A 23314-nucleotide genomic window follows, 5' to 3' on the forward strand; every position below is an offset into this window, starting at 1 on the left:
ATCGCAAAAGCCGTTCTCGCGCCAAGGCGCTCGTGACGTCTTTCGTTGACGTTTTGCTGTTCAGTTTTCAAGGTTCATGTTGTCGTCTGTGTTGCTTGGCGACTTTTATTATATTAAAGCATCTTTAATTCACTGTCAACAGATTTTGAAAAGTTTTTTTGAAATTACTTTTTTCCTTCTGTAATTCTTTTCCCGCTCCGGGTTCGCCCTCAAAAAAACAGCTCTGCACTTCTCGGGCTTACCGCAGGAATACCCAATAAAAAAATGCCTGCTTCATCAGCAGGCATTTATAAATTTCATGATTTTTTTACAGCCGGTTTAGCATTTGCTTTACGGGCTGCGCGACGCTCTTCAAGTTTTTGCCGATCTTCATCGGACTTGGCATTGTATTTCGGCAGCACCAATAATTGATACGCATTCACCGCAAGGAATGGAAACAGCAGCAATGTAACCCAACTGTCAACGTTGCCCGCTTGGACCATAAGCGCTGGCAGCCATTCAAGCGTGGTTACTGCGATCATAAAGAATAGCGCGGAAATGAATGTGGACTTTGTTGTCCACTTCGCTTTGAAGTAAGCCGTTACTACCGCTGTACCGATTAGAATCGCCAGAAGCCCTGCATACAGCCAGCCTTGCGCAGCCGTCTCAGCATTTGGCATGAAACGGAAAACAATCAAATCAAAAATTACTACCGCGATGATTAATAGCTGAACCCAATTCCATAGAGTCAGCGTACGGAACATATTGATTCCAAACTGATGAATGGTTAAATACGCGAAAAAACCCATCTGTGCAATCAAACTCATCGTCATCCCTACAACTACCATCCATACAAAGCCGGCGATAAACTCTCCCCACGCACCATTTGCGAATGGTTCGGCGAAAACATCATTCCATCTTATAAATAAACCGAGGATCCCGGTTACCGTTCCACCTATCAGCATTGCATTTATAAAAAATTTTACCCAATTTCGTATTGTCACATTAATGCCTCCGTTATTTGAAGTTCTTTTAAGATTGTACCAATCAGATAGGTAAAAATCCATAAACGAAACCGGTGAGATGTGAACAAACCTTGAAGTCACGGTATCTGTTCGTAGATTCGGCACATTTAAGAAAGGCAGATATTTTCAAAAGAGGTTTCTATCTACAACAACTATAGAAAGAACTCTTGATCAAATTAAAAAATCCGAAACCCCTTTCAAGGTTCCGGATCTATTATTATTGGCGTTTTGCCGCAAATTGCTTAAGAATAGTTTCTGCAATATCACCATAAATTTTTCCTGTAGGGTGATCTTCAAGATACACTGAAGGCGCAAAATCCGCTTCGTTCCAGTCAGGCTGGCCAAGAGGAATCTGTCCCAGCAACGGAACTTGCAATTCTTCTGCAAGCTTCGGTCCGCCGCCTTGTCCAAATAGATACTCTTTCTTGCCCGTTTCCTTGCTTTCAAACCAGGACATGTTTTCGATAACACCCAATACTTCGTGGTCCGTCTGCAAAGCCATCGCTCCAGCGCGCGCTGCGACGAAGGCAGCTGTCGGGTGAGGAGTCGTAACGACAATCTCTTTTGAAGCCGGCAGCATTTGGTGGATATCAAGCGCAACATCTCCCGTTCCTGGCGGCAAGTCCAATAGAAGATAATCAAGGTCGCCCCACTCTACATCGCGGAAGAATTGATCAAGCACTTTACCGAGCATTGGCCCGCGCCATACAACCGGCATGTTTTCTTCAACGAAGAAGCCCATAGAAATGACTTTGACACCAAAACGTTCGACCGGAATGATCGTATCTCCGCGCACAACAGGTGTTTTCTCGATGCCCATCATATCAGGAACACTGAACCCGTAAATATCTGCATCGATCAATCCGACTTTTTTGCCAAGGCGCGCAAGCGCAATAGCCAAGTTGACAGAGACAGTCGATTTTCCGACGCCGCCTTTACCGCTGGCAATCGAGATGAATTCGACTTTATTCAATGGAGACAATAAATCCTGTGCTTCGGATTCATTTGCAGTTCCGCGGAACTTCGCCATTGCTTCCGGCGTCAACTCTTCAAAACGGATACCGACTGAATCCGCTCCTGCACCCTTCAAGATTTCAACCACTTTCATCTGCAATTGCATCTGTTCAGGTGTATTCACTTTGGCGATCGCCAATTTAACACTTACATGATTTTTTTCTTCTTTAATTTTTACAGAAGTAATGCCATCTGTTTCTGCCAGCGATCTATGTAAAAACGGATCTTGTACTTCTCCGAGTAATTCGCGAACTTGTACTTCAGTCAACATATATATACACTCCTTATCACTTTTGCTCACCGTAAAGTATAACATAGCGACATTAGTTTTAAATCAATTCTGTCTTTTAAATAAAATCTGCGTAAATAAATTCTCCCTTAAAATATAATTCTTTCTACTAAGCACACAATGATATGATGTAATAAAAATCTGACACAAGGAGAAATAATGAAAACTAGAGAAATATTTTATAAAACAGCGATTTTCCTATGGTTCATCTCAGCAGCATACCTTGTCTACAAATTCTCTTTACAAGCCGGATACTGGGAGCACCCACTGTATATAAATTTGTTCTTTTACGGAATGATTTTGATAGCCAACAAGGGATTTAATAAACTTACTTTGTATATGATTTTATTTTACATTGGAATGGGCGTCTGGTTCATCTTAAGCCTGACGTTATATATGGGGAAAATCCTAGGTGGCTGATAATTGAAATCTGAATCTATACCTCATTAATAAATAAAAAAAGCCCTTTCTCCATAAGAGAAAAGGGCTTTTTGATTGATAGATTAACGTTTTGAGAACTGTGGTGCACGACGAGCTGAACGCAAACCTGGTTTCTTACGTTCTTTCATACGTGGGTCACGAGTTAACAATCCAGCAGATTTAAGTGCTGGACGGAAAGCAGGGTCTACAGTAAGTAGAGCGCGTGCGATTCCGTGACGTACTGCTCCAGCTTGACCTGTGAAGCCTCCGCCTCTTACGTTTACAAGAACATCATAGCTTCCAAGAGTTTCAGTAGCTACTAGTGGTTGTTTGATGATTTGCTCAAGAGTTTCGTATGGAACGTAATCCGATACGTCGCGGTTGTTGATTGTGATTGTGCCGTCTCCTGGTACTAAACGGACGCGGGCTGTTGAGTTTTTACGGCGACCTGTACCTAAATATTGAACTTGTGCCAAAGGTGTATCCTCCTCTTATTTACTGATTATTAGCCGCGAAGTTGGTAAACTTCCGGTTGTTGTGCTTGATGGTTGTGTTCTGGTCCTGCGTATACGTGAAGTTTCTTGAAGATCTGGCGTCCAAGAGAGTTCTTAGGAAGCATCCCTTTAATAGCCAGTTCAAGCATTTTCGTTGGGTATTTCGTGCGCATTTCAAGTGCAGTACGCTGTTTCAAACCACCGCTGAATTGTGTGTGACGGTAGTAGATTTTGTCCGTAAGCTTTTTGCCTGTAAGGTGAATCTTGTCAGCGTTGATGATGATTACGTGATCACCAGTGTCAACGTTTGGTGTGAATGTTGGTTTGTATTTACCGCGTAGGATTGAAGCGACTTCAGAAGCTAAACGTCCAAGAGTTTGCCCTTCTGCATCGACAACCAACCATTTACGCTCTACTTCGTGACCTTTAGCCATGAATGTTGTACGCATGTATATTGTCCTCCTAATAAATCGTATCGTTTTTAATGTTAAAAATACAGTGTTCCGCTGTTCCGTTTTTTCGTTATCCCAAACACTAATAACCTTCCGGGGCATATCGTGGGGGTAATGAAAATACCATACATCATCATATAACGCCAGCGCCAGAAAGTCAAGCGTTTTCCTAAAAACACCTGGAATGGTTGCTTCAGCTTTCATACTCCACATTTTCAAGGTATAAACCATGCGCCGCAGCTGTCTTTCCTGCCGCTGCGCGGTCAGCTGAACGGATGATTTCAGCCATCTCTTCCGGTTCCCGCTTACCGATTCCTATTTCGAATAAAGTGCCGGCAATGATGCGCACCATATTATAGAGGAAGCCGGATCCTTCGATGACCATGTGCAATTCTTCGCCGTGCTCCTCAAAATCCAAACGCCGGATAGTCCTCACTTTATCGACTACCCCTGTGTTCGCGGCACAAAAACTGGAAAAGTCATGGGTGCCCAAAATCGCTTTAGCCGCCTTGCGCATAGCATCTACGTCCGGCCGCTGTTTCAGGTGCACCATATAATTCCGTGTGAACGGGCTGATGATTGTGCTGCGGTCCCATTTATAGCGGTACGTTTTACCGACTGTATGGTAACGCGCATGGAATTCAGGTGTCGCCTCTTCAATAGAGGAAACGCGGATATCTTCCGGCAACAGTACATTCAGCGCCTTTAGCCAGCCTTCAACCGGTATACTGAAATCCGTATCGAAATGAATCACCTGGCCAGTGGCATGTACTTTCGCATCCGTCCGGCCGCTTGCCACGACTTGTACATCACGGCCTTTATGGATGTTCTTCAGCACTTTCATTAATTCCATTTGAATCGTCCGGGCTTCCGGCTGTATCTGATAGCCCGCGAATCCCGAGCCATCATAAGCGATGACCGCTTTCATTCGTTTCATATTTTCTCTCCTTACGCCCGGAAATACCATAACGCCGCTGTCAGTCCTGCGAGCAGCACCAGGCTGAGCGTATCCGCCAACTGCCAGTTCAACTGGCGGTAGCGTGTTCTGCCTTCTCCGCCGCGGTAGCCCCGCACTTCCATGGCCGTCGCCAGATCTTCAGCGCGTTTAAAGGCACTGACAAACAATGGAATGAGCAAAGGCACGACCGCTTTGACCCGTTCTTTCATCGGACCTGAGCCAATATCGGAACCCCGCGCCATTTGCGCTTTTAAAATCTTGCCGGTTTCATCCATCAATGTCGGGATAAAACGCAGCGAAATCGACATCATCAGCGCCAGTTCATGCACCGGCAATTTAATCTTCTTGAAAGGGCCAAGCAGGACTTCAATGCCGTCCGTTATCGAAATCGGCGAAGTCGTCAGCGTCAGGACACTGGTCATAAATACCAGTACCAAGAATCTGATAGATATGAATATCCCTTGCCTTAAGCCCTCTTCGTATATTTCAATAAAGCCGAAACTGAATAAGAGATCTCCTTCTCTGGTGAAAAAGAGATGCAGGAAAAAGGTAAAGATTAAAAGAATAAAGACCGGTTTCAATCCGTTTATCAAAAAATACAGACGGATTTTCGAAAGAAATACAACCAGCAGTGTGAATCCAAGCAATATGGCATAGCCCCAGGCATTATTGGCGACAAAAACAATTGCGATAAATAGAAAGACAAAAAGAATTTTCGCCCGCGGATCCATCCGGTGGACCACTGAATCACCAGGAATGAACCTGCCGAAAATCATTTTCTCCATCATAGGGATCCACTCCCATCCGCCATGGCCAACGCAATATTTTTTGCCAACACTTCTTCAGTCAATGAAATCTCGCCCAACTTCAAGCCGGTACGTTCTTCAAAATCGCGCTGCAGCCGGACACTGCGCGGCGGCTGGAGACTGTAATCCCGCAATTGCTCTTCATTCGAAAAGATCGCTTTCGGTTCACCAGTCACTACGCAATGCCCTTTATGCATAATCGCGACACGGTCCGCATATCTCGCCGCATCTTCCATGCTGTGGGTCACCAATACCGTCGTCAGGTTTTTCGTAATATGAAGCTCATGGAATAGATCCATGATCTCTCTGCGGCCTCTCGGATCGAGTCCTGCCGTCGGTTCATCCAGCACCAGAACTTCGGGTTCCATCGCTAATACGCCAGCAATTGCCACACGGCGCATCTGGCCGCCCGATAGATCGAATGGGGATTTCTCCAATACGCCATCTGGCAATCCCAATTGCACCACAAGTTCCCGCGCCCGGCGTTCAGCTTCCTTTTCAGGAACACCGAAATTCAAAGGACCGAACATGATGTCTTTCAAAACAGTTTCATCAAATAGCTGCTGCTCCGGAAACTGGAATACAATGCCCACCTGGCGCCTGACATTTCGCAGATCTTTGGCTTTTACGCCCGCTTCAATTTTCCGGTCTCCGATCATGACAACGCCTTCTGTCGGTTTCAACAGCGCATTCAGATGCTGCAGGACGGTCGACTTGCCGGAACCTGTATGGCCGATGATCGCGGTATAGGAACCTGACGGAATATGAAGATTGACATCCGTTAATGCCCTCTTTTCAAATGGCGTATCCTCAGCGTAACTATAGCCTACGCCTTTGAGTAATATTTCCACAGTTCATCCACCAACTTATCTTCTGTCATATGTTCTTCTTGAAGTCCAACTCCAGCCTCCTGCAATAAATGCGTCATCCGCATCGCAAAAGGCAAATCCAAACCCATATCCGTCAACTCGCTGCCTTGATTAAAAACAGCTGCGGGCGTGCCTTCCATATGCTTCTCCCCACGGTTCATCACAATGATGCGTTCTGCCAGAGCCGCTTCTTCCAAATCATGCGTAATGGAGATTACCGTCAAACCGGTCGACTCCCGTAAACGGCGTATCGTTTCAATGACTTCCATACGCCCTTGTGGATCAAGCATGGATGTCGCTTCATCCAATATCAGCAGTTTCGGACGCATAGCAAGCGCGCCAGCTATTGCCACCCGCTGTTTTTGACCCCCTGATAAATGATGGGGTTCGTGGTCTTTATAATCTTCCATTTTGACCTGGCTCAATGCTTCATGCACACGTTCCACCATTACTGCATGCGGTACACCATTATTTTCTAAAGCAAACGCCACGTCATCCTGGACTGTCGCCCCGACAAATTGATTATCGGGATTCTGAAACACCATTCCCAGCTGCGATCTGATATCCCATAAGGTTTCTTCCGACATCTCATGTCCGAATACCTTCACTTTTCCTTCACCCGGAAACAGCAGGCCGTTCATCAACTTCGCAATTGTGGATTTTCCTGAACCGTTATGGCCCACCAGCGCGATCCATTCCCCTTGCTGTATCGAAAAGGATACATCTGCCACTGCCGGACGTACCGGTCCGTCTTCTGCATTATATGTGAATGTCACGTTTTCAAATGACAAAATTTCCGAATTCATCTAGTCTGACCTCCTCTGGCTCATCTAATCTCTACTCTACTCGTTCAGATAAGCATATGTAAAATAAATAAAAAAAAGCGCGCACCTCATTCAGAGAAATGCGCTTTTCTGTCTCTATGGCTCCCCGGTTGCTTAAGCCAGGGTTGAATGAGGTGCGTAGAGCTAGACAAGACGCCGCCTGTAAGGGCTCGCTCATCGTAACGCTCAGCTTTTCATATGTGTCGTATAAATCATTATGCTAAAAGAAGAGGGCGTGAACCCTCTTCGGAAGAATCGACAATGCCGAAGCAATGTCGATCCGGAAGATAGAAATTAAACTAATTCGATAATAACGATCGGTGCGCCATCTCCGCGACGAGGCCCCATTTTCATGATGCGCGTGTAGCCGCCTTGACGGTCCGCGTAACGTGGTGCAACATCATCAAACAATTTTTGCAAAGCAAAGATTGTGTTTTCGTTGCCTTCTTCGTCAGCAGTTGTTACTAGTTCACGGCGGATGTATGCTGCAGCTTTACGGCGAGCATGGATATCCCCACGTTTACCAAGAGTAATCATTTTTTCTACAGTCGAGCGCACTTCTTTCGCACGAGCTTCAGTCGTTTGAATGCGTTCGTGTACGATTAAGTCTGTAGTAAGGTCACGTAATAGTGCTTTACGTTGAGAACTTGTACGTTGAAGCTTTCTCATTGAAGTTTCCCTCCTTTGTTAAATAGTTCGGATCCGATTTTGAACTCAGTCTTCTTTACGAAGGCCTAATCCCAAATCTTCCAACTTCACTTTGACTTCTTCAAGTGATTTGCGTCCAAGGTTGCGTACTTTCATCATGTCGTCTTCCGACTTGCTTGCCAGTTCGTGTACCGTGTTGATACCCGCACGTTTCAAGCAGTTGTAAGAACGGACTGAAAGATCAAGCTCTTCGATAGTCATCTCTAAGACTTTCTCTTTTTGGTCTTCTTCTTTTTCAACCATGATTTCAGCAGTTTGTGCCTCATCCGTTAATCCTACGAAGATGTTCAAATGCTCAGTAAAGATTTTTGCTCCAAGCGCAATTGCCTCTTTAGGACCGATGCTTCCATCTGTCCAGACATCAAGTGAAAGTTTATCGAAATGCGCCAACTGGCCCACACGAGTATTTTCAACCTGGAAATTGACGCGAGAAACTGGAGTATAAATAGAGTCAATCGGGATAACGCCAATCGGAAGATCTTCACGTTTGTTCTGATCAGCACGAGCGTATCCACGGCCTCTGTTTGCATACATGCGCATACGTAAGTGACCGCCTTTAGCGATTGTTGCGATATATAGATCCGGATTCAGAATTTCTACATCACTGTCGTGAGTAATATCTGCAGCCGTAACCGTTCCATCACCTTTTACATCAATTTCAATGACTTTTTCTTCGTCAGAGTAAATTTTCAGAGCCAGTTTCTTAATATTCAAGATGATTGATGCCACATCTTCTTCTACACCTTCAACAGTGGAGAATTCATGCAATACACCATCAATTTGAATCGAAGTAACAGCAGCGCCTGGTAAAGATGAAAGTAAGATTCGACGTAAGGAGTTTCCTAAAGTGGTTCCATATCCACGCTCAAGGGGTTCAATAACAAATTTGCCGAACTTGGCATTGCTATCGATCTCAACCGTTTCAATCTTTGGTTTTTCTATTTCGAGCATTCATTTTACCCTCCTTCAAAACGTCGGTGTTTTTCGTTAAACCAAGAATTCGATAGTCACAGACTTTCGCAACGATTCAGAACACATTCAGTAAGTCGTGATGTTCAAAAATCCTATTCAGATTAACGATTATACGCGACGGCGTTTTGGCGGACGGCAACCGTTATGAGGAACTGGAGTTACATCTTTGATAGCTGTAACTTCTAGTCCGGCAGCTTGAAGTGCACGGATAGCAGCCTCACGACCTGAACCAGGACCTTTAACTGTAACTTCTAAAGTTTTAAGACCGTGTTCAATCGATGTTTTAGCAGCGGTTTCTGCAGCCATTTGAGCAGCGAAAGGTGTAGATTTACGTGAACCTCTAAATCCTAGTGCACCTGCGCTAGACCAAGATACTGCATTCCCTTGCATATCTGTAATCGTAACAATTGTGTTGTTAAATGTTGAGCGGATGTGAGCAATACCTGATTCGATATTCTTTTTCACACGACGCTTACGAGTTTGTTGTTTACGTGCCATGTTAAGAAGAAACCTCCTTTACTGATTATTTTTTCTTGTTCGCAACAGTTTTACGAGGACCTTTACGCGTACGCGCATTGTTCTTCGTATTTTGACCGCGTACAGGTAGTCCACGGCGGTGGCGGATACCTCGGAAGCTAGCAATTTCCATCAAGCGTTTGATGTTCATTGATACTTCACGACGAAGGTCACCTTCAATTTTGTATTGATCCAATTGTTCACGGATATTGTTCAACTCATCTTCTGTAAGATCACGAACTCGTGTATCTTCAGAGATACCAGCAGCAGAAAGAACTTTCTGAGCAGTTGTTTTACCAACACCGAAAATGTAAGTTAATGAAATAACTACGCGTTTGTCGCGCGGAATGTCAACACCAGCAATACGTGCCATGTGTTCGATGCACCTCCTTCAATATTAGCCTTGTCTTTGTTTGTGTTTCGGATTTTCACAGATTACCATGACTTTTCCGTTTCTGCGAATAACTTTACATTTTTCGCAGATCGGTTTCACAGATGGTCTCACTTTCATCTAACCCAACCTCCTTAGTAGTCCGGAGTGCAAAAGATTATTTAAAACGGTATGTGATACGACCGCGTGTTAAATCGTAAGGAGATAGTTCAACTGTAACTTTGTCTCCTGGTAGAATGCGGATAAAGTGCATGCGAATCTTGCCGGATACATGCGCAAGAATCGTATGTCCATTTTCCAATTCTACTTTAAACATCGCGTTAGGCAAAGTCTCAACGACTGTTCCTTCGATTTCAATTACATCGTCTTTCGCCATCGACCCAGTCTCCCTTCTGTATACAAGTCAGCCCTCATCTTCAAACAGTAATTGCTGATTGAATAATTGATTTCTATTCATTCACCAGGATTGCATGAGTGACATGTAAAAGACATCTTCCGAGTTCCGCTTCCCGCAATGAGCAGGTTGGGATAATCCGGTCAAGCCCTTCAGCCTCACGTATCCTCGAGCGCCCGGACTGCTTAGGATGAGTTCCAAACCCGTTACACAGATGCTTCCACGAAACCCATTATACTATTTCCAGTGCTGAATTGCACGATTCAGACCAGGTCTGCGTGCATCTCGCACCGGCTTTCATATAATAAGCATCAAGCTTTTGCAGCTCTCGAAAATTCATATCTCCGGTGCTCCTTAAAGCCGCATGGAGGCAACTAACTGCGCCCGGCGCCGGGGATTATCCTCGGTCGCCCTTTAGAAGAGCATCAATGTCAGCAAATACTTTTTGAATGTCCTGCTGTCCATTTATATTTTTCAGCACACCCTTGTCTCCGTAGAAATCAAGAAGCGGCTGTGTTTGTTGCATGTTTACTTCTAAACGCTTTGTGACGGTTTCAGGCTTGTCGTCTTCGCGCTGATAGAGCTCTCCGCCATCCTTGTCGCACACACCTGCAACTTCAGGTGGATTGAACACAGTATGGTAAGCAGTTCCACAGACTCTGCAAATCCAGCGGCCCGTTAAACGTGCAATCAATTCGTCTTTTTCAACTTGGATATTTACGACATGCTCGATTCCTTTGCCAAGGTCGGCAAGAAGGGATTCTAGAGCTTCAGCTTGAGGAACTGTACGTGGAAAGCCGTCTAATAGAAAGCCTTCTGCACAATCCGGTTCGCTAAGACGCTCACGGACGATACCGATAGTCACTTCATCAGGTACCAAAGCACCTTGATCCATGAACGATTTTGCTTTCAAGCCTAGTTCCGTTCCGCCTTTGATAGCGGCGCGAAACATATCACCTGTAGAAATATGAGGGATGTCGTACTTCTCAACAATTTTGTCTGCTTGAGTGCCTTTGCCGGCTCCAGGCAGACCCATTAATACGATATTCATACGGAGTGCCCCCTCAGACAAGCGGATAAGGAACGTTCTCACGTTCCCACCACAAATATCTTATTTCATAAAGCCTTTATAATGACGTTTTACAAGCTGCGATTCCAATTGTTTCATTGTCTCAAGTGCTACCCCTACTACGATCAATAGGCTGGTACCACCGATTTGTGCTGATTGGGGCAAGCCCGCAACGTTAATGAAGAAAATCGGCAGAACAGAAATGACTGCAAGGAAGATAGCGCCGACAAATGTCAGTCGGTAAAGCACACTTGTTAAATAATCCTGTGTATTTTTACCCGGCCGGATTCCCGGGATGTATGCACCTTGCTTTTTCAAGTTATCCGATACGTTCTCAGGATTAACCTGAATGAATGCGTAGAAATACGTAAATGCGATAATCAGAGCGACATAAATGATCATGCCGACAGGCTGAGTATAATCAAACGTATTTTGTACAGCATCCGTAAACGCATTGGCTCCAAAGAAAGAAGCAATGGTTTGAGGCGTGATGATAAACGCTACTGCAAAGATTACCGGGATAACTCCGGCCGCGTTCACTTTCAAAGGTAAATGCGTTTGCTGCCCACTTGTTGTCTGGCCACGGCCAGCAACGCGTTTAGCATACTGAATCGGGATTTTGCGCAGCGCTTGCTGAACATAAATCACCAAAACCGTAATGGCAACAACTGCTAATGCAAGCAACGCCATGATGGCGATATTGATCGGAAGCTGATCTCCAGCTCCTTGAATCTGCTGTGCATATAATTGGTTAATTGCACCTGGTACTGCAGCGACAATCCCTGCGAAGATGATAATCGAAATACCGTTCCCCACACCTTTTGCCGTAATCTGCTCACCAAGCCACAGTAGAAACGCCGTACCACCAGTCAAAACAATCGCAATAACAATATAAGTTGAAATTGTATCGTTTTGAATCAAAGTTCCTCCATACATTTGGTTAAAGCCATAAGACATACCAATTGCCTGGATGAAGGCAAGTACGATTGTGAAGTAGCGAGTGAATTGAGCAAGTTTCCGTCTTCCGACTTCTCCTTGTTTCGCCCACTCAGCAAATTTCGGTACAACATCCATCTGCAATAATTGCACGATGATCGATGCTGTAATGTATGGCATGATCCCCATCGCTAAAATCGAGAAGTTAGCAAGGGCGCCTCCACCGAAAGTATTTAAGAATCCGATCAGACCCATCTGATCAGTAGCTTGCAAAACTGAAGCATCGACATTCGGCACCGGAACAAAAGTTCCGATACGGAAGATGACGAGCATCAATAATGTAAAGATGATTTTATTTCGAATATCAGTCACGCGCATAAAATTTGAGATTGTCTGAAACATTAAAGCACCTCTGCTTGTCCACCGGCAGCTTCTATCGCTTCTTTAGCTGATCCAGAGAATTTGTGAGCTTTAACATTCAGTTTCTTTTCTAAACTACCGTTACCAAGGATCTTGATTCCAGATCTTTCGTTGCTGACAACACCAGATTCAATTAGCAATGCAGGTGTAATTTCTGTGCCTTCATCGAAACGGTTCAATACATCCAAGTTCACGACTGCATAGTCTTTACGGTTGATGTTAGTGAATCCACGTTTTGGCAAACGACGGAATAATGGGTTTTGGCCACCTTCGAATCCAGGACGGACACCGCCGCCTGAACGAGCGTTTTGACCTTTATGACCTTTACCTGCTGTTTTACCAGTACCTGAACCGATACCGCGTCCGATGCGCTTTCTTGAGCTGCGTGAACCTTCTGCTGGTTTTAATTCATGAAGTTTCATTTAGTTGGCACCTCCTTCTATAGAAATCAGGGATTAAACTTCTTTGATAGTAACTAAGTGAGCGACTTTATCAAGCATACCGCGGATAGCGGCATTGTCTTGGTGCTCGACTGTTTGATGCATTTTGCGTAAACCAAGTGACTGGACAGTTTTGCGTTGTGCCGGTTTAGAACCGATCACAGACTTTGTGAGGGTAATTTCTAGTTTAGTAGCCATGTAATTTTCCCTCCTTATCCTAATAGCTCTTCTGTAGTTTTACCGCGAAGTTTTGCAACTTCATCAGCACTTTTCAGTTGAGTTAAACCGTTGATTGTTGCACGCACCATGTTGATTGGTGTGTTAGAGCCAAGAGATTTAGACAAAATATCCTGTACTCCTGCAAGCTCAAGTACCGCACGGACAGGTCCGCCGGCAATAACTCCTGTACCAGGTGAAGCAGGTTTGATAAGGATTTGGCCTGCGCCAAAACGTCCTGTTACTAGGTGTGGAGTTGTACCTTTAACCATAGGTACTTCGATCAGGTTTTTCTTCGCATCTTCAATAGCTTTACGGATTGCATCTGGAACTTCTTGTGCTTTCCCAGTACCAAAACCGACTTTACCATTTTTGTCGCCTACAACAACTAATGCGGAGAAACGGAAACGACGTCCACCTTTTACAACTTTCGCTACGCGGTTAATCGTAACTACGCGTTCTTCAAGTTCAAGTTTGTTTGGATCAATACGACGCATGAAATGTGTCCCTCCTTCTTTTAAAATTCTAAACCATTTTCACGTGCTGCTTCTGCTAGAGCTTTAACACGTCCGTGATATAAATAACCACCGCGGTCAAAAACAACCGATTTCAAGCCTTTTTCAGTAGCTTTTTTCGCAATTGTTTCGCCGACTTTAGTTGCTGCTTCAACGTTGCCAGTTACATCTCCGGAAAAATCTTTATCCATTGAAGATGCGCTTGCAAGTGTTACACCGTTTGTATCGTCGATCAATTGAGCGTAAATGTATTTATTCGAACGGAATACGTTCAAACGCGGACGTTCTGTCGTACCCGTAATTTTTGAACGTACACGTGCATGACGCTTTTTACGAGATGCATTTTTATCGAGTTTCGTAATCACTGAGGTCACTCCTTTCAGCCTGCCTAAGCAGCATTATTTACCTGTTTTACCTTCTTTGCGACGAACTGCTTCGCCTTCGTAACGGATCCCTTTGCCTTTATACGGCTCTGGCGGACGCGTAGCGCGGATGTTTGAAGCAAGAGCTCCAACACGTTCTTTGTTGATGCCTTTTACGACAACTTTTGTGTTTCCTTCGACTTCAACTTCAACGCCCTCTTCCGGAGTGAATTCAACCGGGTGAGAGTAACCTACGTTAAGAACCAATTTCTTGCCTTGCAATTGAGCACGGTACCCGACACCCACTAGTTCAAGTCTGCGCTCGAAACCTTGTGAAACGCCTGTAACCATGTTCGCTAGCAATGCACGGCTTGTTCCGTGGTTTGTGCGGTGGTCTTTAGAGTCGGAAGGACGTGTCAAAGTCAACACGTTATCTTCTAGAGAAATAGTGATATCTTGGTTAAATGCGCGAGTCAACTCGCCTTTAGGACCTTTAACTGTTACTTCGTTCTTGTCGCCAAGAGTGATCGTAACGTCAGAAGGTACCTCGATTGGTTTTTTACCTACACGTGACATTTCTTTGCACCTCCATTCGTTTGTTGCTTATTACCAAACGTATGCTATGATTTCTCCGCCGATTTGTTTCGCGCGGGCTTCTTTATCAGTTACCAAACCTTGTGATGTCGATACTAAAGCGATTCCTAGACCGTTTAGTACGCGTGGCACCTCGTCAGTTTTAGCGTAAACACGTAGTCCTGGTTTTGAAATACGTTTCAATCCAGTAATAACGCGTTCGTTGTTAGCTCCGTATTTCAAGAAAATCCGGATCATGCCTTGCTTGTCATCTTCAACATATTCAACGTCACGAACGAAACCTTCACGCTTAAGAATTTCAGCGATGTCTTTTTTCACGTTAGAAGCCGGAAGCTCCAATTTTTCGTGACGAACCATATTCGCATTACGAATGCGTGTCAGCATATCTGCAATCGGATCAGTCATTGTCATTACATTTACCTCCTTCCCAAATTAGGGGATTACCAGCTGGCTTTTTTAACGCCAGGAATTTGTCCCACATATGCAAGTTCACGGAAACAAATACGGCAAAGTTTAAATTTGCGTATTACAGAATGCGGACGTCCGCATCGTTCACAGCGTGTGTACTCTTGTACCTTAAACTTTGGCGTGCGTTTTTGTTTTGCGATCATAGATTTTTTAGCCACGTTTACGCCTCCCTCACGTTTACTTTTGGAACGGCATTCCGAATTGTGTCAATAACTCACGAGCTTCTTCATCAGAGTTCGCAGTTGTTACAATTACGATGTCCATCCCGCGTACTTTCGAAACTTTATCATAATCGATTTCAGGGAAGATCAATTGTTCTTTCACACCAAGTGTGTAGTTGCCGCGGCCGTCGAATGATTTATTCGAAACACCACGGAAGTCACGAACACGTGGAAGTGAGATAGCAATCAATTTATCCAGGAAGTCATACATACGCTCTCCGCGCAGTGTAACTTTACATCCGATTGGCATACCTTCACGAAGACGGAAGCCAGCGATAGATTTCTTAGCTTTAGTGATCACTGGTTTTTGACCAGAGATTGTCTGCAATTCTTCAACAGCTGAATCAAGTGATTTAGTGTTTTGTACTGCTTCACCGACACCCATGTTGATAACGATTTTATCAACTTTTGGAGCCTGCATGACTGATTTATATTCAAACTTGCTAACTAGAGCAGGAGTGATTTCATTCACATATTTTTCTTTTAGGCGGTTCATGTGTGTACCTCCCTTCATTCAAGAGTTTTAGTTGTCTAATTTGTCACCGGATTTTTTTGCAACACGAACTTTTTTACCATCTTCAACCTTGTATCCAACACGAGTCGGCTCGCCTGATTTAGGGTCAAGCAACATTACGTTTGAAACGTGGATAGCTGCTTCCTGGCTGACAATTCCGCCTTGCGGGCTTGCCTGGTTCGGTTTTGTGTGTTTTTTGATGATATTGATACCTTCAACGATCACACGGTCTTTTTTAGGTAGAGCAGTCAAGACAACGCCTGTTTTGCCTTTGTCTTTTCCTGAGATCACCTTAACTTTGTCACCTTTTTTAACATGCATTCTGTCGCACCTCCTTGGTATAACACATTGATTTATTAAAGAACTTCAGGAGCAAGTGAAACGATTTTCATGAAGTTGTTGTCACGTAGTTCACGTGCAACAGGTCCGAAAATACGAGTTCCGCGTGGACCTTTGTCGTCACGGATAATGACGCATGCATTTTCATCAAATTTGATGTAAGTACCGTCTTTACGACGAGCCCCGCTTTTCGTGCGAACGATAACAGCCTTAACGACTTCACCCTTCTTAACAACGCCACCTGGTGTTGCTTTTTTCACGGTACAAACGATTACGTCACCGATGTTTGCAGTCTTGCGACCAGAACCACCAAGTACTTTAATCGCTAGTACTTCACGAGCACCCGAGTTGTCTGCAACTTTTAAACGACTTTCCTGTTGGATCACTTAGGTAACCTCCCTCCGGAATTTCTTAAGTTCCGAAATTATTTAAATTAAATGATAACCGCTTTTTCTACTACTTCTACTAAACGGAAGCGTTTTGTAGCTGATAGCGGGCGAGTTTCCATGATGCGAACGATATCGCCAATTTTAGCTTCGTTTTGCTCATCATGAGCTTTATATTTCTTCGAGTATTTTACACGTTTGCCGTAAAATGCATGCTTCTTTTGAGTTTCAACCATTACTGTAACGGTTTTGTCCATTTTGTCAGACACAACACGGCCTGTGTATACTTTGCGTTGATTACGCTCAGTCATACTAGCAAACCTCCTCTCGATTTATCAGTTGTTTCCACTGAGTACTCTTTCGTGAATCACAGTTTTCATACGGGCAATCGCTTTACGTACTTCGCGGATGCGAGCAGTATTTTCTAATTGACCAGTAGCCAATTGGAAGCGAAGGTTGAAAAGCTCTTCTTTCAGTGATTTCACTTTTTGTTCGATTTCAGCAGTGGTTAGGTCACGGATTTCATTAGCTTTCATTCGATTCACCACCAATTTCTTCACGTTTTACGAACTTGGTTTTAACCGGAAGTTTGTGAGATGCAAGGCGCAATGCTTCGCGTGCCACTTCTTCAGATACTCCAGCAAGTTCAAACATTATTTTACCAGTTTTTACTACGGCTACCCAGCCTTCAGGTGAACCTTTACCAGAACCCATACGAACCTCAAGAGGCTTTTTCGTATATGGCTTATGCGGGAAAATTTTGATCCATACTTTACCGCCACGTTTCATGTAACGAGTCATGGAAATACGTGCAGCTTCGATTTGGCGGTTAGTGATCCAAGATGATTCTAATGCTTGAAGACCGTATTCGCCGAATGCGATTTCTTTGCCGCCTTTAGCTTCACCGCGCATCTTGCCTCGGTGCTCACGACGATATTTAACGCGTTTAGGCAATAACATATTATTTGCCTCCTTCCTCAGATTTCTTCTTAGTTGGAAGGACTTCACCGCGGTAGATCCATACTTTTACGCCAAGTTTGCCGTAAGTTGTGTCAGCTTCAGCATGTGCATAATCGATATCAGCACGAAGCGTATGGAGCGGAACAGTACCTTCACTGTAGTGTTCAGCACGCGCAATGTCAGCGCCGCCTAGACGTCCAGATACTTGAGTTTTGATCCCTTTAGCGCCAGAACGCATAGTGCGCTGGATTGCTTGTTTTTGTGCACGACGGAAAGACACACGGTTTTCCAATTGACGTGCAACACTTTCAGCAACTAGTCTCGCATCAAGGTCAGCTCGTTTGATTTCAATGATGTTGATGTGTACACGCTTGCCAGTCATTGTATTAAGCTGCTTGCGAAGTACTTCTACTTCAGAACCACCTTTACCAATTACCATTCCTGGTTTCGCAGTGTGAATTGTTACATTTACACGGTTTGCAGCGCGTTCAATTTCGATTTTGGAAACTGAAGCTTCTTTCAAACGTGCTTCGATATATTCACGGATTTTAATATCTTCGTGAAGAAGTGTCGCATAGTCTTTCTCAGCGTACCATTTTGACTCCCAGTCACGAATGATTCCGATACGCATACCTATTGGATGTATTTTTTGTCCCACGAATTATCCCTCCTTCTTCTCAGATACCACTAATGTGATGTGGCTTGTACGTTTATTAATTGCGCTTGCGCGTCCCATTGCTCTTGGACGGAAACGTTTCAATGTTGGACCTTCGTCAACGAATACTTCACTGACAACCAAGTTGTTCAGATCCATTTCATAGTTGTGTTCAGCGTTTGCAGCTGCAGATTTCAACAATTTCTCAATAACGATCGATGATGATTTTTGAGTGTGTTGTAGAATCGCAACGGCTTCGCCAATTTGCTTGCCTCGGATTAAATCTACTACTAAACGGACTTTACGAGGAGCAATACGTACTGTTCTAGCGACAGCTTTTGCTTGCATGGGGAAATCCTCCTCTCAATTAACGTCTTGTTTTCTTGTCGTCTGCACCATGACTAGCGTATTTGCGTGTTGGAGCAAATTCACCTAGTTTATGGCCGACCATGTCTTCAGTCACGTAAACAGGAATATGTTTATGACCATCATATACTGCGATTGTTTGTCCGATGAATGTCGGGAAAATTGTAGAACGGCGAGACCAAGTTTTGATCACTTGTTTTTTCTCAGAGTCCTTTTGTGCTTCAACTTTTTTCATAAGATGATCATCAGCAAAAGGTCCTTTTTTCAAGCTGCGGCCCATTTGGGATCCTCCCTTCGTGATTGCACCACGGTTCTTTCAGCGAACCGCAGCGTAATCAAATTATTTTTTACGACGACGAACGATAAATTTATCGGATTTATTCGTTTTCTTACGTGTTTTGTATCCAAGAGTCGGTTTGCCCCATGGAGACATTGGTGATTTACGTCCGATTGGCGAACGTCCTTCACCACCACCGTGTGGGTGATCGTTAGGGTTCATTACAGATCCGCGGACAGTTGGGCGATTGCCTTTCCAACGGTTACGTCCTGCTTTACCAATGTTAATCAATTCGTGTTGTTCATTTCCTACTGCACCGATTGTAGCGCGGCAAGTAGCAAGGATCATACGAACTTCGCCTGATTGCAAACGAACTGTTACGTATTTGCCTTCTTTACCAAGGATTTGAGCTGAAGTACCTGCAGAACGAACTAGTTGTCCGCCAGCGCCTGGCTTCATTTCAATGTTATGGATTGTAGAACCCATTGGGATGTTTGACAACGGCAAAGCGTTACCTGCTTTGATGTCGGCAGTTTCGCCTGACATGATTTGCGTTCCAACGCCTACTCCTTTAGGAGCAAGGATGTAACGTTTTTCTCCGTCAGCATAGTGAATCAATGCGATGTTCGCAGAACGGTTAGGATCGTACTCGATTGTAGCAACGCGTCCTGGAATGCCATCTTTGTTACGTTTGAAATCGATGACACGGTATTGACGTTTATGTCCACCACCGTGATGGCGTACAGTAATTTTACCTTGGTTGTTACGGCCGCCTTTACGCTTCGTTGGTTGCAAAAGCGATTTCTCAGGCTTGTTCGTTGTGATTTCTTCGAAATCCGAACTCGTCATGTTACGACGACCGTTTGTGGTAGGTTTATATTTTCTAATCCCCACGTTGTTTCCCTCCTTCTTTAGTTAGTTCCTATCAGAACTTAGAGAATTAAATCTCGAACAATTCGATTTCTTTTGAGTCAGCAGTCAATTTTACAATCGCTTTGCGGCGCTTGTTAGTATAGCCTGCGTGTTTACCCATGCGCTTGAATTTACCTTTGTAGTTCATGATGTTGACTTTCTCAACTTTCACGCCAAAGATTTCTTGAACCGCTTGTTTGACTTGTGTTTTATTTGCGCGAGTGTCCACTTCAAAAGTGTACTTCTTATCTGCCATTACTTCAGAAGAACGCTCAGTAATGACCGGACGCTTTAGAATATCACGTGCTTCCATTAACTAAGCACCTCCTCAATTTTTTCGATTGCAGCTTTCGTCATTACAACTTTGTCATGTCCAAGAAGATCAAGAACATTGATGCCAGTTGCAGAGATTACTGTCATACCTTGAACGTTACGAGCAGACAATGCTAAGTTTTCGTTAACATCCTCTGTTACGAACAATACTTTTTTGCCCAATGAAAGGTCATTCTGCAATTGCAAGAAAGACTTTGTTTTTGGAGCATCAAAAGTTAATCCTTCAAGTACCATCAGGTTTTCGTTCACTACTGTCGAAGACAAAGCTGAACGCATTGCAAGACGGCGTACTTTTTTAGGCAATTTATAGCTGTAGCTGCGTGGTGTTGGTCCGAAGACAATACCACCGCCACGCCATTGTGGTGAACGGATCGAACCTTGACGGGCACGTCCAGTCCCTTTTTGGCGCCATGGTTTTTTACCACCACCGGCTACTTCAGAACGGTTTTTTACTTTATGGTTACCTTGACGAAGTGAAGCGCGTTGAGCGATTACAGCGTCAAATAGTACTGATTCATTTGGTTCGATACCGAATACGTAATCGTTCAACTCGATATCTCCAACTTGTGAACCTGTTTGATTTAATAAAGCTACTTTAGGCATTCCTGTTTCCTCCTTTCTTCAAAAAATAATTATTTAGCTTTGATTGCTGATTTAACGCGAATCAATGCTTTGCGAGATCCAGGAACATTACCTTTAATAAGAAGCAAGTTACGCTCAGTATCAACTTTCACGATGTGAAGGTTTTGAATCGTAATTGTGTTGCCACCCATTTGACCAGGTAATTTCTTCTGTTTGAATACACGGTTAGGAGCAACCGGACCCATTGAACCAGGACGACGGTGGTAGCGTGAACCGTGACTCATTGGTCCGCGTGATTGTCCGTGGCGTTTAATAACACCCTGGAAACCTTTACCTTTCGTTGTTCCTGTTACATCTACTACATCGCCTTCTGCGAATACATCAACTTTGACTTCCTGACCAATCTCGTAATCAGCTAAGTTTACATTGCGAAGTTCGCGAATGAAGCGCTTAGGAGCAGTGTTAGCTTTTGCGACGTGTCCTTTAGAAGGTTTGTTAGAAAGCTTTTCGCGCTTGTCTTCAAAACCTAGTTGGACTGCTTCATAGCCGTCAACCTCAACTGTTTTTTTCTGAAGCACTACGTTTGGAGCAGCTTCAATTACAGTTACAGGGATTAAATCACCGTTCTCAGCAAAAACTTGCGTCATACCGATTTTTCTACCTAAGATTCCTTTGGTCATTTGTCACACCTCCTGCAAATTTTTGTGTTTTCTATTTCGTTTACCGATTAAAGTTTAATTTCAATGTCAACGCCAGATGGTAAATCCAATTTCATCAATGCATCTACAGTTTGTGGTGTAGGATTGACGATATCGATCAGACGTTTATGTGTGCGCATTTCAAATTGCTCACGAGAATCTTTGTAGATATGGACTGAACGCAGGATCGTGTATACAGACTTTTCAGTCGGCAACGGGATCGGCCCCGAAACACTAGCACCTGAACGTTTTGCAGTTTCCACGATTTTCTCAGCAGACTGATCAAGAATTCTGTGATCATATGCTTTTAAACGGATACGAATTTTCTGTTTTGCCATTATTTTCCCTCCTTTTCGCCTATTTTTGATAGACATTCTCCACGAAAATTTTCCAATCACTCGCCATGGCAAAGCGGCCGGGTGTATCGGTAACCTCTCGCTTCATCGCAGTCAAAGACCAACATTCACCATTATACAAAATAAAAAAGAACTTCGCAAGTGTTTCCACGAAATTCTTTTCAATTCGCTTTTATTAGTATAGCAGGATTCTCTCGAGATTCAACCTATACGCTAATAGTCCGAACATTTCTTTCTTAACCAAGCAACATTACAGCAATCCAGCCAAAAATGATCAGCGGGATATTGTAATGGATGAACGTCGGCACAACTGTATCCCAGATGTGATTATGCTGGCCGTCCACGTTCAGTCCGGCTGTCGGTCCGAGTGTCGAGTCGGATGCCGGGGAACCTGCATCACCGAGTGCGCCGGCTGTACCAATCAATGCGATGATTGCAATCGTGGAAAATCCGAACTCCACACTCAGTGGAACGAAGATTGCTGCGATGATCGGTATGGTCGCGAATGATGAACCGATGCCCATCGTCACAAACAATCCGACAATCAGCATCATCAACGCAGCCAAGCCTCTGTTGCCCGCAAATAAGTCTGACACACTGCCGACCAGCGGTTCCACTGCTCCTGTCGCCTTGATGACTTCAGCAAATCCGTTCGCTGTGATCATGACGAATCCAATGAACGCCATCATGCGCATCCCTTCGCTCAGGACATCGTCAGCTTCCTTCCATTTCATCGCCCCGAAAACATAAAGTACGATAATCCCTGCAAGCGCTCCAACGATCATCGAATCGGTTTCAATCTGCGCATACAGCGCTGCACCCAACGCAATAACTGTAACAATGATATCTTTGACGGATGCCGTTTTGAATCGAGTTTCTTCTATAGAAGAAGTTTCCCGATAGTCACGCGGTTTGCGGTAAGAGATAAAGACAGCAATGATAAGGCCGACAGCAAGTCCAGCGACCGGCAGCGCCATCGCTCTTGGAATATCCGCCATCTCAATCTCCAGTCCCGCAAGCGCCATTTGGTTTGCCAGGATCTCATGAAAGATCAATCCAAATCCGTAGGGCAATAAAATATAAGGAGCAGTCAATCCAAATGTAAGGACCGCAGCTATCAATCGACGATCAATCCGCAATTCATTCAAAATATGAAGAATCGGCGGAACCAATAACGGAATGAATGCGATATGAATCGGTATCAGGTTCTGCGAGAAAATCGCCATGGATAATAGCGCCAGTACGATCAAAGCTTTTGCCAAACCTTCTCTGGTTGCCTGTCCATCCTTATTTACAATCTTCAATACACCTTGAACAAGCAGCTCAGGAATACCCGTGCGGGAAATTGCCACCGCGAATCCGCCGAGCATGGCATAACTTAGAGCTATTTCAGCTCCTTCTCCAAGCCCTGAAGTAAAGGCGCTTATGGTATCCATGAATGGAAGACCACCACTCAATCCTCCGGCAAGCGCTCCGATAAGCAGCGCAAATACAACATTCACTCTTAATAGACTTAATATCAACATGACCAATACGGCCACTATGACAGCATTCATAATAAAAACTCCTTTAGTTTGCTAAAGC

Annotated in this window: 38 protein-coding genes; all 38 read right to left on the reverse strand. The window is 44.3% G+C overall.

Annotated elements, in window-relative coordinates:
- Window positions 1-296: 296 nt before the first annotated feature.
- Complete coding sequence (locus AC2Q9J_RS16215) at window positions 297-983, reverse strand: KinB-signaling pathway activation protein (protein WP_499041591.1); 687 nt, start codon at window positions 981-983, stop codon at window positions 297-299.
- 238 nt (window positions 984-1221) lie between these two features.
- A complete protein-coding gene (gene salA / locus AC2Q9J_RS16220; RefSeq protein ID WP_499041593.1) occupies window positions 1222-2289 on the reverse strand; it encodes an iron-sulfur carrier protein/transcriptional regulator SalA in 1068 nt (355 codons plus the stop codon).
- A 521-nt stretch (window positions 2290-2810) separates the two neighbouring features.
- Window positions 2811-3203, reverse strand: a complete 393-nt coding sequence (gene rpsI, locus AC2Q9J_RS16225) for a 30S ribosomal protein S9 (RefSeq protein WP_033542771.1) — start codon at window positions 3201-3203, stop codon at window positions 2811-2813.
- A 29-nt stretch (window positions 3204-3232) separates the two neighbouring features.
- Window positions 3233-3670: a 50S ribosomal protein L13 gene (gene rplM, locus AC2Q9J_RS16230; protein WP_084242165.1), complete on the reverse strand. Its 438-nt coding sequence runs from the start codon at window positions 3668-3670 to the stop codon at window positions 3233-3235.
- A gap of 196 nt (window positions 3671-3866) precedes the next feature.
- Complete coding sequence (truA, locus tag AC2Q9J_RS16235; protein WP_499041596.1) at window positions 3867-4610, reverse strand: tRNA pseudouridine(38-40) synthase TruA; 744 nt, start codon at window positions 4608-4610, stop codon at window positions 3867-3869.
- A gap of 11 nt (window positions 4611-4621) precedes the next feature.
- Window positions 4622-5419, reverse strand: a complete 798-nt coding sequence (locus tag AC2Q9J_RS16240) for an energy-coupling factor transporter transmembrane component T family protein (RefSeq protein WP_121636510.1) — start codon at window positions 5417-5419, stop codon at window positions 4622-4624.
- Window positions 5416-6288: an energy-coupling factor ABC transporter ATP-binding protein gene (locus AC2Q9J_RS16245; RefSeq protein WP_499041598.1), complete on the reverse strand. Its 873-nt coding sequence runs from the start codon at window positions 6286-6288 to the stop codon at window positions 5416-5418. Before AC2Q9J_RS16245 ends, AC2Q9J_RS16240 begins: the two co-directional genes overlap by 4 nt.
- Window positions 6264-7112 carry an energy-coupling factor ABC transporter ATP-binding protein gene (locus AC2Q9J_RS16250; RefSeq protein WP_499041600.1) on the reverse strand — a complete coding sequence of 283 codons (849 nt, stop codon included), beginning with the start codon at window positions 7110-7112 and terminating at the stop codon, window positions 6264-6266. The genes AC2Q9J_RS16245 and AC2Q9J_RS16250 overlap by 25 nt, the downstream gene beginning before the upstream one ends.
- Window positions 7113-7424: 312 nt before the next feature.
- Complete coding sequence (gene rplQ / locus AC2Q9J_RS16255) at window positions 7425-7799, reverse strand: 50S ribosomal protein L17 (protein ID WP_112224780.1); 375 nt, start codon at window positions 7797-7799, stop codon at window positions 7425-7427.
- A gap of 45 nt (window positions 7800-7844) precedes the next feature.
- The gene (locus AC2Q9J_RS16260; protein WP_084242171.1) at window positions 7845-8789 is read right to left on the reverse strand and encodes a DNA-directed RNA polymerase subunit alpha; all 945 of its coding nucleotides are present in this window, start codon (window positions 8787-8789) and stop codon (window positions 7845-7847) included.
- Window positions 8790-8918: 129 nt separating this feature from the next.
- Window positions 8919-9308 carry a 30S ribosomal protein S11 gene (gene rpsK, locus AC2Q9J_RS16265; protein WP_006828953.1) on the reverse strand — a complete coding sequence of 130 codons (390 nt, stop codon included), beginning with the start codon at window positions 9306-9308 and terminating at the stop codon, window positions 8919-8921.
- A gap of 25 nt (window positions 9309-9333) precedes the next feature.
- A complete protein-coding gene (gene rpsM / locus AC2Q9J_RS16270; RefSeq protein ID WP_033542779.1) occupies window positions 9334-9699 on the reverse strand; it encodes a 30S ribosomal protein S13 in 366 nt (121 codons plus the stop codon).
- A gap of 24 nt (window positions 9700-9723) precedes the next feature.
- Complete coding sequence (rpmJ, locus tag AC2Q9J_RS16275; protein WP_006828951.1) at window positions 9724-9837, reverse strand: 50S ribosomal protein L36; 114 nt, start codon at window positions 9835-9837, stop codon at window positions 9724-9726.
- A gap of 37 nt (window positions 9838-9874) precedes the next feature.
- Window positions 9875-10093 carry a translation initiation factor IF-1 gene (gene infA, locus AC2Q9J_RS16280; RefSeq protein ID WP_006828950.1) on the reverse strand — a complete coding sequence of 73 codons (219 nt, stop codon included), beginning with the start codon at window positions 10091-10093 and terminating at the stop codon, window positions 9875-9877.
- A gap of 415 nt (window positions 10094-10508) precedes the next feature.
- The gene (locus AC2Q9J_RS16285; RefSeq protein WP_499041605.1) at window positions 10509-11162 is read right to left on the reverse strand and encodes an adenylate kinase; all 654 of its coding nucleotides are present in this window, start codon (window positions 11160-11162) and stop codon (window positions 10509-10511) included.
- 60 nt (window positions 11163-11222) lie between these two features.
- Entirely contained in the window at window positions 11223-12518 is a 1296-nt protein-coding gene (gene secY / locus AC2Q9J_RS16290) for a preprotein translocase subunit SecY (RefSeq protein WP_084242173.1), read from the reverse strand.
- Window positions 12518-12958, reverse strand: a complete 441-nt coding sequence (gene rplO / locus AC2Q9J_RS16295; protein WP_084242174.1) for a 50S ribosomal protein L15 — start codon at window positions 12956-12958, stop codon at window positions 12518-12520. Before rplO ends, secY begins: the two co-directional genes overlap by 1 nt.
- Before the next feature lie 33 nt (window positions 12959-12991).
- A complete protein-coding gene (gene rpmD, locus AC2Q9J_RS16300; protein WP_084242175.1) occupies window positions 12992-13174 on the reverse strand; it encodes a 50S ribosomal protein L30 in 183 nt (60 codons plus the stop codon).
- 14 nt (window positions 13175-13188) lie between these two features.
- Window positions 13189-13689: a 30S ribosomal protein S5 gene (rpsE, locus tag AC2Q9J_RS16305; RefSeq protein ID WP_084242176.1), complete on the reverse strand. Its 501-nt coding sequence runs from the start codon at window positions 13687-13689 to the stop codon at window positions 13189-13191.
- A gap of 20 nt (window positions 13690-13709) precedes the next feature.
- Window positions 13710-14072: a 50S ribosomal protein L18 gene (gene rplR, locus AC2Q9J_RS16310; protein ID WP_084242177.1), complete on the reverse strand. Its 363-nt coding sequence runs from the start codon at window positions 14070-14072 to the stop codon at window positions 13710-13712.
- A gap of 33 nt (window positions 14073-14105) precedes the next feature.
- Complete coding sequence (gene rplF / locus AC2Q9J_RS16315; protein ID WP_084242178.1) at window positions 14106-14645, reverse strand: 50S ribosomal protein L6; 540 nt, start codon at window positions 14643-14645, stop codon at window positions 14106-14108.
- A 30-nt stretch (window positions 14646-14675) separates the two neighbouring features.
- The gene (rpsH, locus tag AC2Q9J_RS16320) at window positions 14676-15074 is read right to left on the reverse strand and encodes a 30S ribosomal protein S8 (RefSeq protein ID WP_084242179.1); all 399 of its coding nucleotides are present in this window, start codon (window positions 15072-15074) and stop codon (window positions 14676-14678) included.
- Window positions 15075-15103: 29 nt separating this feature from the next.
- Window positions 15104-15289 carry a 30S ribosomal protein S14 gene (gene rpsN, locus AC2Q9J_RS16325; protein ID WP_084242180.1) on the reverse strand — a complete coding sequence of 62 codons (186 nt, stop codon included), beginning with the start codon at window positions 15287-15289 and terminating at the stop codon, window positions 15104-15106.
- Between the two features lie 19 nt (window positions 15290-15308).
- Window positions 15309-15848 carry a 50S ribosomal protein L5 gene (gene rplE / locus AC2Q9J_RS16330; RefSeq protein WP_084242181.1) on the reverse strand — a complete coding sequence of 180 codons (540 nt, stop codon included), beginning with the start codon at window positions 15846-15848 and terminating at the stop codon, window positions 15309-15311.
- A gap of 27 nt (window positions 15849-15875) precedes the next feature.
- On the reverse strand, window positions 15876-16187 hold the full coding sequence (gene rplX / locus AC2Q9J_RS16335; RefSeq protein ID WP_084242182.1) for a 50S ribosomal protein L24: 312 nt from the start codon (window positions 16185-16187) through the stop codon (window positions 15876-15878).
- A 35-nt stretch (window positions 16188-16222) separates the two neighbouring features.
- Window positions 16223-16591, reverse strand: coding sequence for a 50S ribosomal protein L14 (rplN, locus tag AC2Q9J_RS16340; protein WP_036803916.1), 369 nt, complete (start codon window positions 16589-16591; stop codon window positions 16223-16225).
- A gap of 47 nt (window positions 16592-16638) precedes the next feature.
- The gene (gene rpsQ, locus AC2Q9J_RS16345) at window positions 16639-16902 is read right to left on the reverse strand and encodes a 30S ribosomal protein S17 (protein WP_084242183.1); all 264 of its coding nucleotides are present in this window, start codon (window positions 16900-16902) and stop codon (window positions 16639-16641) included.
- A 24-nt stretch (window positions 16903-16926) separates the two neighbouring features.
- Window positions 16927-17127 carry a 50S ribosomal protein L29 gene (gene rpmC, locus AC2Q9J_RS16350; protein WP_006828936.1) on the reverse strand — a complete coding sequence of 67 codons (201 nt, stop codon included), beginning with the start codon at window positions 17125-17127 and terminating at the stop codon, window positions 16927-16929.
- On the reverse strand, window positions 17117-17551 hold the full coding sequence (gene rplP, locus AC2Q9J_RS16355; RefSeq protein ID WP_084242184.1) for a 50S ribosomal protein L16: 435 nt from the start codon (window positions 17549-17551) through the stop codon (window positions 17117-17119). The genes rpmC and rplP overlap by 11 nt, the downstream gene beginning before the upstream one ends.
- 1 nt (window position 17552) lies before the next feature.
- Window positions 17553-18209, reverse strand: a complete 657-nt coding sequence (gene rpsC, locus AC2Q9J_RS16360; protein WP_071152057.1) for a 30S ribosomal protein S3 — start codon at window positions 18207-18209, stop codon at window positions 17553-17555.
- Window positions 18210-18212: 3 nt separating this feature from the next.
- Entirely contained in the window at window positions 18213-18554 is a 342-nt protein-coding gene (gene rplV, locus AC2Q9J_RS16365; protein ID WP_084242185.1) for a 50S ribosomal protein L22, read from the reverse strand.
- 19 nt (window positions 18555-18573) lie between these two features.
- Window positions 18574-18852 carry a 30S ribosomal protein S19 gene (gene rpsS / locus AC2Q9J_RS16370; RefSeq protein ID WP_144841136.1) on the reverse strand — a complete coding sequence of 93 codons (279 nt, stop codon included), beginning with the start codon at window positions 18850-18852 and terminating at the stop codon, window positions 18574-18576.
- 60 nt (window positions 18853-18912) lie between these two features.
- A complete protein-coding gene (gene rplB / locus AC2Q9J_RS16375; protein ID WP_499041614.1) occupies window positions 18913-19743 on the reverse strand; it encodes a 50S ribosomal protein L2 in 831 nt (276 codons plus the stop codon).
- A 46-nt stretch (window positions 19744-19789) separates the two neighbouring features.
- Window positions 19790-20074, reverse strand: a complete 285-nt coding sequence (gene rplW / locus AC2Q9J_RS16380) for a 50S ribosomal protein L23 (RefSeq protein ID WP_071152061.1) — start codon at window positions 20072-20074, stop codon at window positions 19790-19792.
- Entirely contained in the window at window positions 20074-20697 is a 624-nt protein-coding gene (gene rplD / locus AC2Q9J_RS16385) for a 50S ribosomal protein L4 (RefSeq protein WP_499041616.1), read from the reverse strand. Before rplD ends, rplW begins: the two co-directional genes overlap by 1 nt.
- 29 nt (window positions 20698-20726) lie before the next feature.
- The gene (gene rplC / locus AC2Q9J_RS16390; RefSeq protein WP_499041617.1) at window positions 20727-21356 is read right to left on the reverse strand and encodes a 50S ribosomal protein L3; all 630 of its coding nucleotides are present in this window, start codon (window positions 21354-21356) and stop codon (window positions 20727-20729) included.
- 47 nt (window positions 21357-21403) lie between these two features.
- Window positions 21404-21712 carry a 30S ribosomal protein S10 gene (rpsJ, locus tag AC2Q9J_RS16395; protein ID WP_033542800.1) on the reverse strand — a complete coding sequence of 103 codons (309 nt, stop codon included), beginning with the start codon at window positions 21710-21712 and terminating at the stop codon, window positions 21404-21406.
- 254 nt (window positions 21713-21966) lie between these two features.
- Entirely contained in the window at window positions 21967-23286 is a 1320-nt protein-coding gene (locus AC2Q9J_RS16400) for a Na+/H+ antiporter family protein (protein WP_499041619.1), read from the reverse strand.
- Window positions 23287-23314: the final 28 nt, after the last annotated feature.

It is taken from the genome of Planococcus sp. RAB007_Raresut, from assembly GCF_057369535.1.

Bases quoted from the DNA above. Each gene is read 5' to 3' on its own strand.
- rpsM (WP_033542779.1), bottom strand. From the start codon at position 9,699: ATGGCACGTATTGCTGGTGTTGACATTCCGCGCGACAAACGCGTAGTT.
- rpsH (WP_084242179.1), bottom strand. From the start codon at position 15,074: ATGACAATGACTGATCCGATTGCAGATATGCTGACACGCATTCGTAAT.
- rpsJ (WP_033542800.1), bottom strand. From the start codon at position 21,712: ATGGCAAAACAGAAAATTCGTATCCGTTTAAAAGCATATGATCACAGA.
- rplX (WP_084242182.1), bottom strand. From the start codon at position 16,187: ATGCATGTTAAAAAAGGTGACAAAGTTAAGGTGATCTCAGGAAAAGAC.
- rpsE (WP_084242176.1), bottom strand. From the start codon at position 13,689: ATGCGTCGTATTGATCCAAACAAACTTGAACTTGAAGAACGCGTAGTT.
- truA (WP_499041596.1), bottom strand. From the start codon at position 4,610: ATGAAACGAATGAAAGCGGTCATCGCTTATGATGGCTCGGGATTCGCG.
- rpmC (WP_006828936.1), bottom strand. From the start codon at position 17,127: ATGAAAGCTAATGAAATCCGTGACCTAACCACTGCTGAAATCGAACAA.
- rplQ (WP_112224780.1), bottom strand. From the start codon at position 7,799: ATGAGAAAGCTTCAACGTACAAGTTCTCAACGTAAAGCACTATTACGT.
- salA (WP_499041593.1), bottom strand. From the start codon at position 2,289: ATGTTGACTGAAGTACAAGTTCGCGAATTACTCGGAGAAGTACAAGAT.
- rpsQ (WP_084242183.1), bottom strand. From the start codon at position 16,902: ATGACTGAGCGTAATCAACGCAAAGTATACACAGGCCGTGTTGTGTCT.
- rpsK (WP_006828953.1), bottom strand. From the start codon at position 9,308: ATGGCACGTAAACAACAAACTCGTAAGCGTCGTGTGAAAAAGAATATC.
- rplV (WP_084242185.1), bottom strand. From the start codon at position 18,554: ATGCAAGCAAAAGCTGTCGCTAGAACAGTACGTATTGCTCCTCGTAAA.
- AC2Q9J_RS16400 (WP_499041619.1), bottom strand. From the start codon at position 23,286: ATGAATGCTGTCATAGTGGCCGTATTGGTCATGTTGATATTAAGTCTA.
- AC2Q9J_RS16240 (WP_121636510.1), bottom strand. From the start codon at position 5,419: ATGATGGAGAAAATGATTTTCGGCAGGTTCATTCCTGGTGATTCAGTG.
- rplD (WP_499041616.1), bottom strand. From the start codon at position 20,697: ATGCCTAAAGTAGCTTTATTAAATCAAACAGGTTCACAAGTTGGAGAT.
- rplO (WP_084242174.1), bottom strand. From the start codon at position 12,958: ATGAAACTTCATGAATTAAAACCAGCAGAAGGTTCACGCAGCTCAAGA.
- infA (WP_006828950.1), bottom strand. From the start codon at position 10,093: ATGGCGAAAGACGATGTAATTGAAATCGAAGGAACAGTCGTTGAGACT.
- AC2Q9J_RS16260 (WP_084242171.1), bottom strand. From the start codon at position 8,789: ATGCTCGAAATAGAAAAACCAAAGATTGAAACGGTTGAGATCGATAGC.
- rplW (WP_071152061.1), bottom strand. From the start codon at position 20,074: ATGGAAGCACGTGATATTCTAAAGCGTCCGGTCATTACTGAGCGTTCT.
- rplE (WP_084242181.1), bottom strand. From the start codon at position 15,848: ATGAACCGCCTAAAAGAAAAATATGTGAATGAAATCACTCCTGCTCTA.
- rpmD (WP_084242175.1), bottom strand. From the start codon at position 13,174: ATGGCTACTAAACTAGAAATTACCCTCACAAAGTCTGTGATCGGTTCT.
- rpmJ (WP_006828951.1), bottom strand. From the start codon at position 9,837: ATGAAAGTGAGACCATCTGTGAAACCGATCTGCGAAAAATGTAAAGTT.
- rpsS (WP_144841136.1), bottom strand. From the start codon at position 18,852: ATGGGCCGCAGCTTGAAAAAAGGACCTTTTGCTGATGATCATCTTATG.
- rplP (WP_084242184.1), bottom strand. From the start codon at position 17,551: ATGTTATTGCCTAAACGCGTTAAATATCGTCGTGAGCACCGAGGCAAG.
- AC2Q9J_RS16285 (WP_499041605.1), bottom strand. From the start codon at position 11,162: ATGAATATCGTATTAATGGGTCTGCCTGGAGCCGGCAAAGGCACTCAA.
- rplF (WP_084242178.1), bottom strand. From the start codon at position 14,645: ATGTCACGTGTAGGTAAAAAACCAATCGAGGTACCTTCTGACGTTACG.
- rplC (WP_499041617.1), bottom strand. From the start codon at position 21,356: ATGACCAAAGGAATCTTAGGTAGAAAAATCGGTATGACGCAAGTTTTT.
- secY (WP_084242173.1), bottom strand. From the start codon at position 12,518: ATGTTTCAGACAATCTCAAATTTTATGCGCGTGACTGATATTCGAAAT.
- rplM (WP_084242165.1), bottom strand. From the start codon at position 3,670: ATGCGTACAACATTCATGGCTAAAGGTCACGAAGTAGAGCGTAAATGG.
- AC2Q9J_RS16250 (WP_499041600.1), bottom strand. From the start codon at position 7,112: ATGAATTCGGAAATTTTGTCATTTGAAAACGTGACATTCACATATAAT.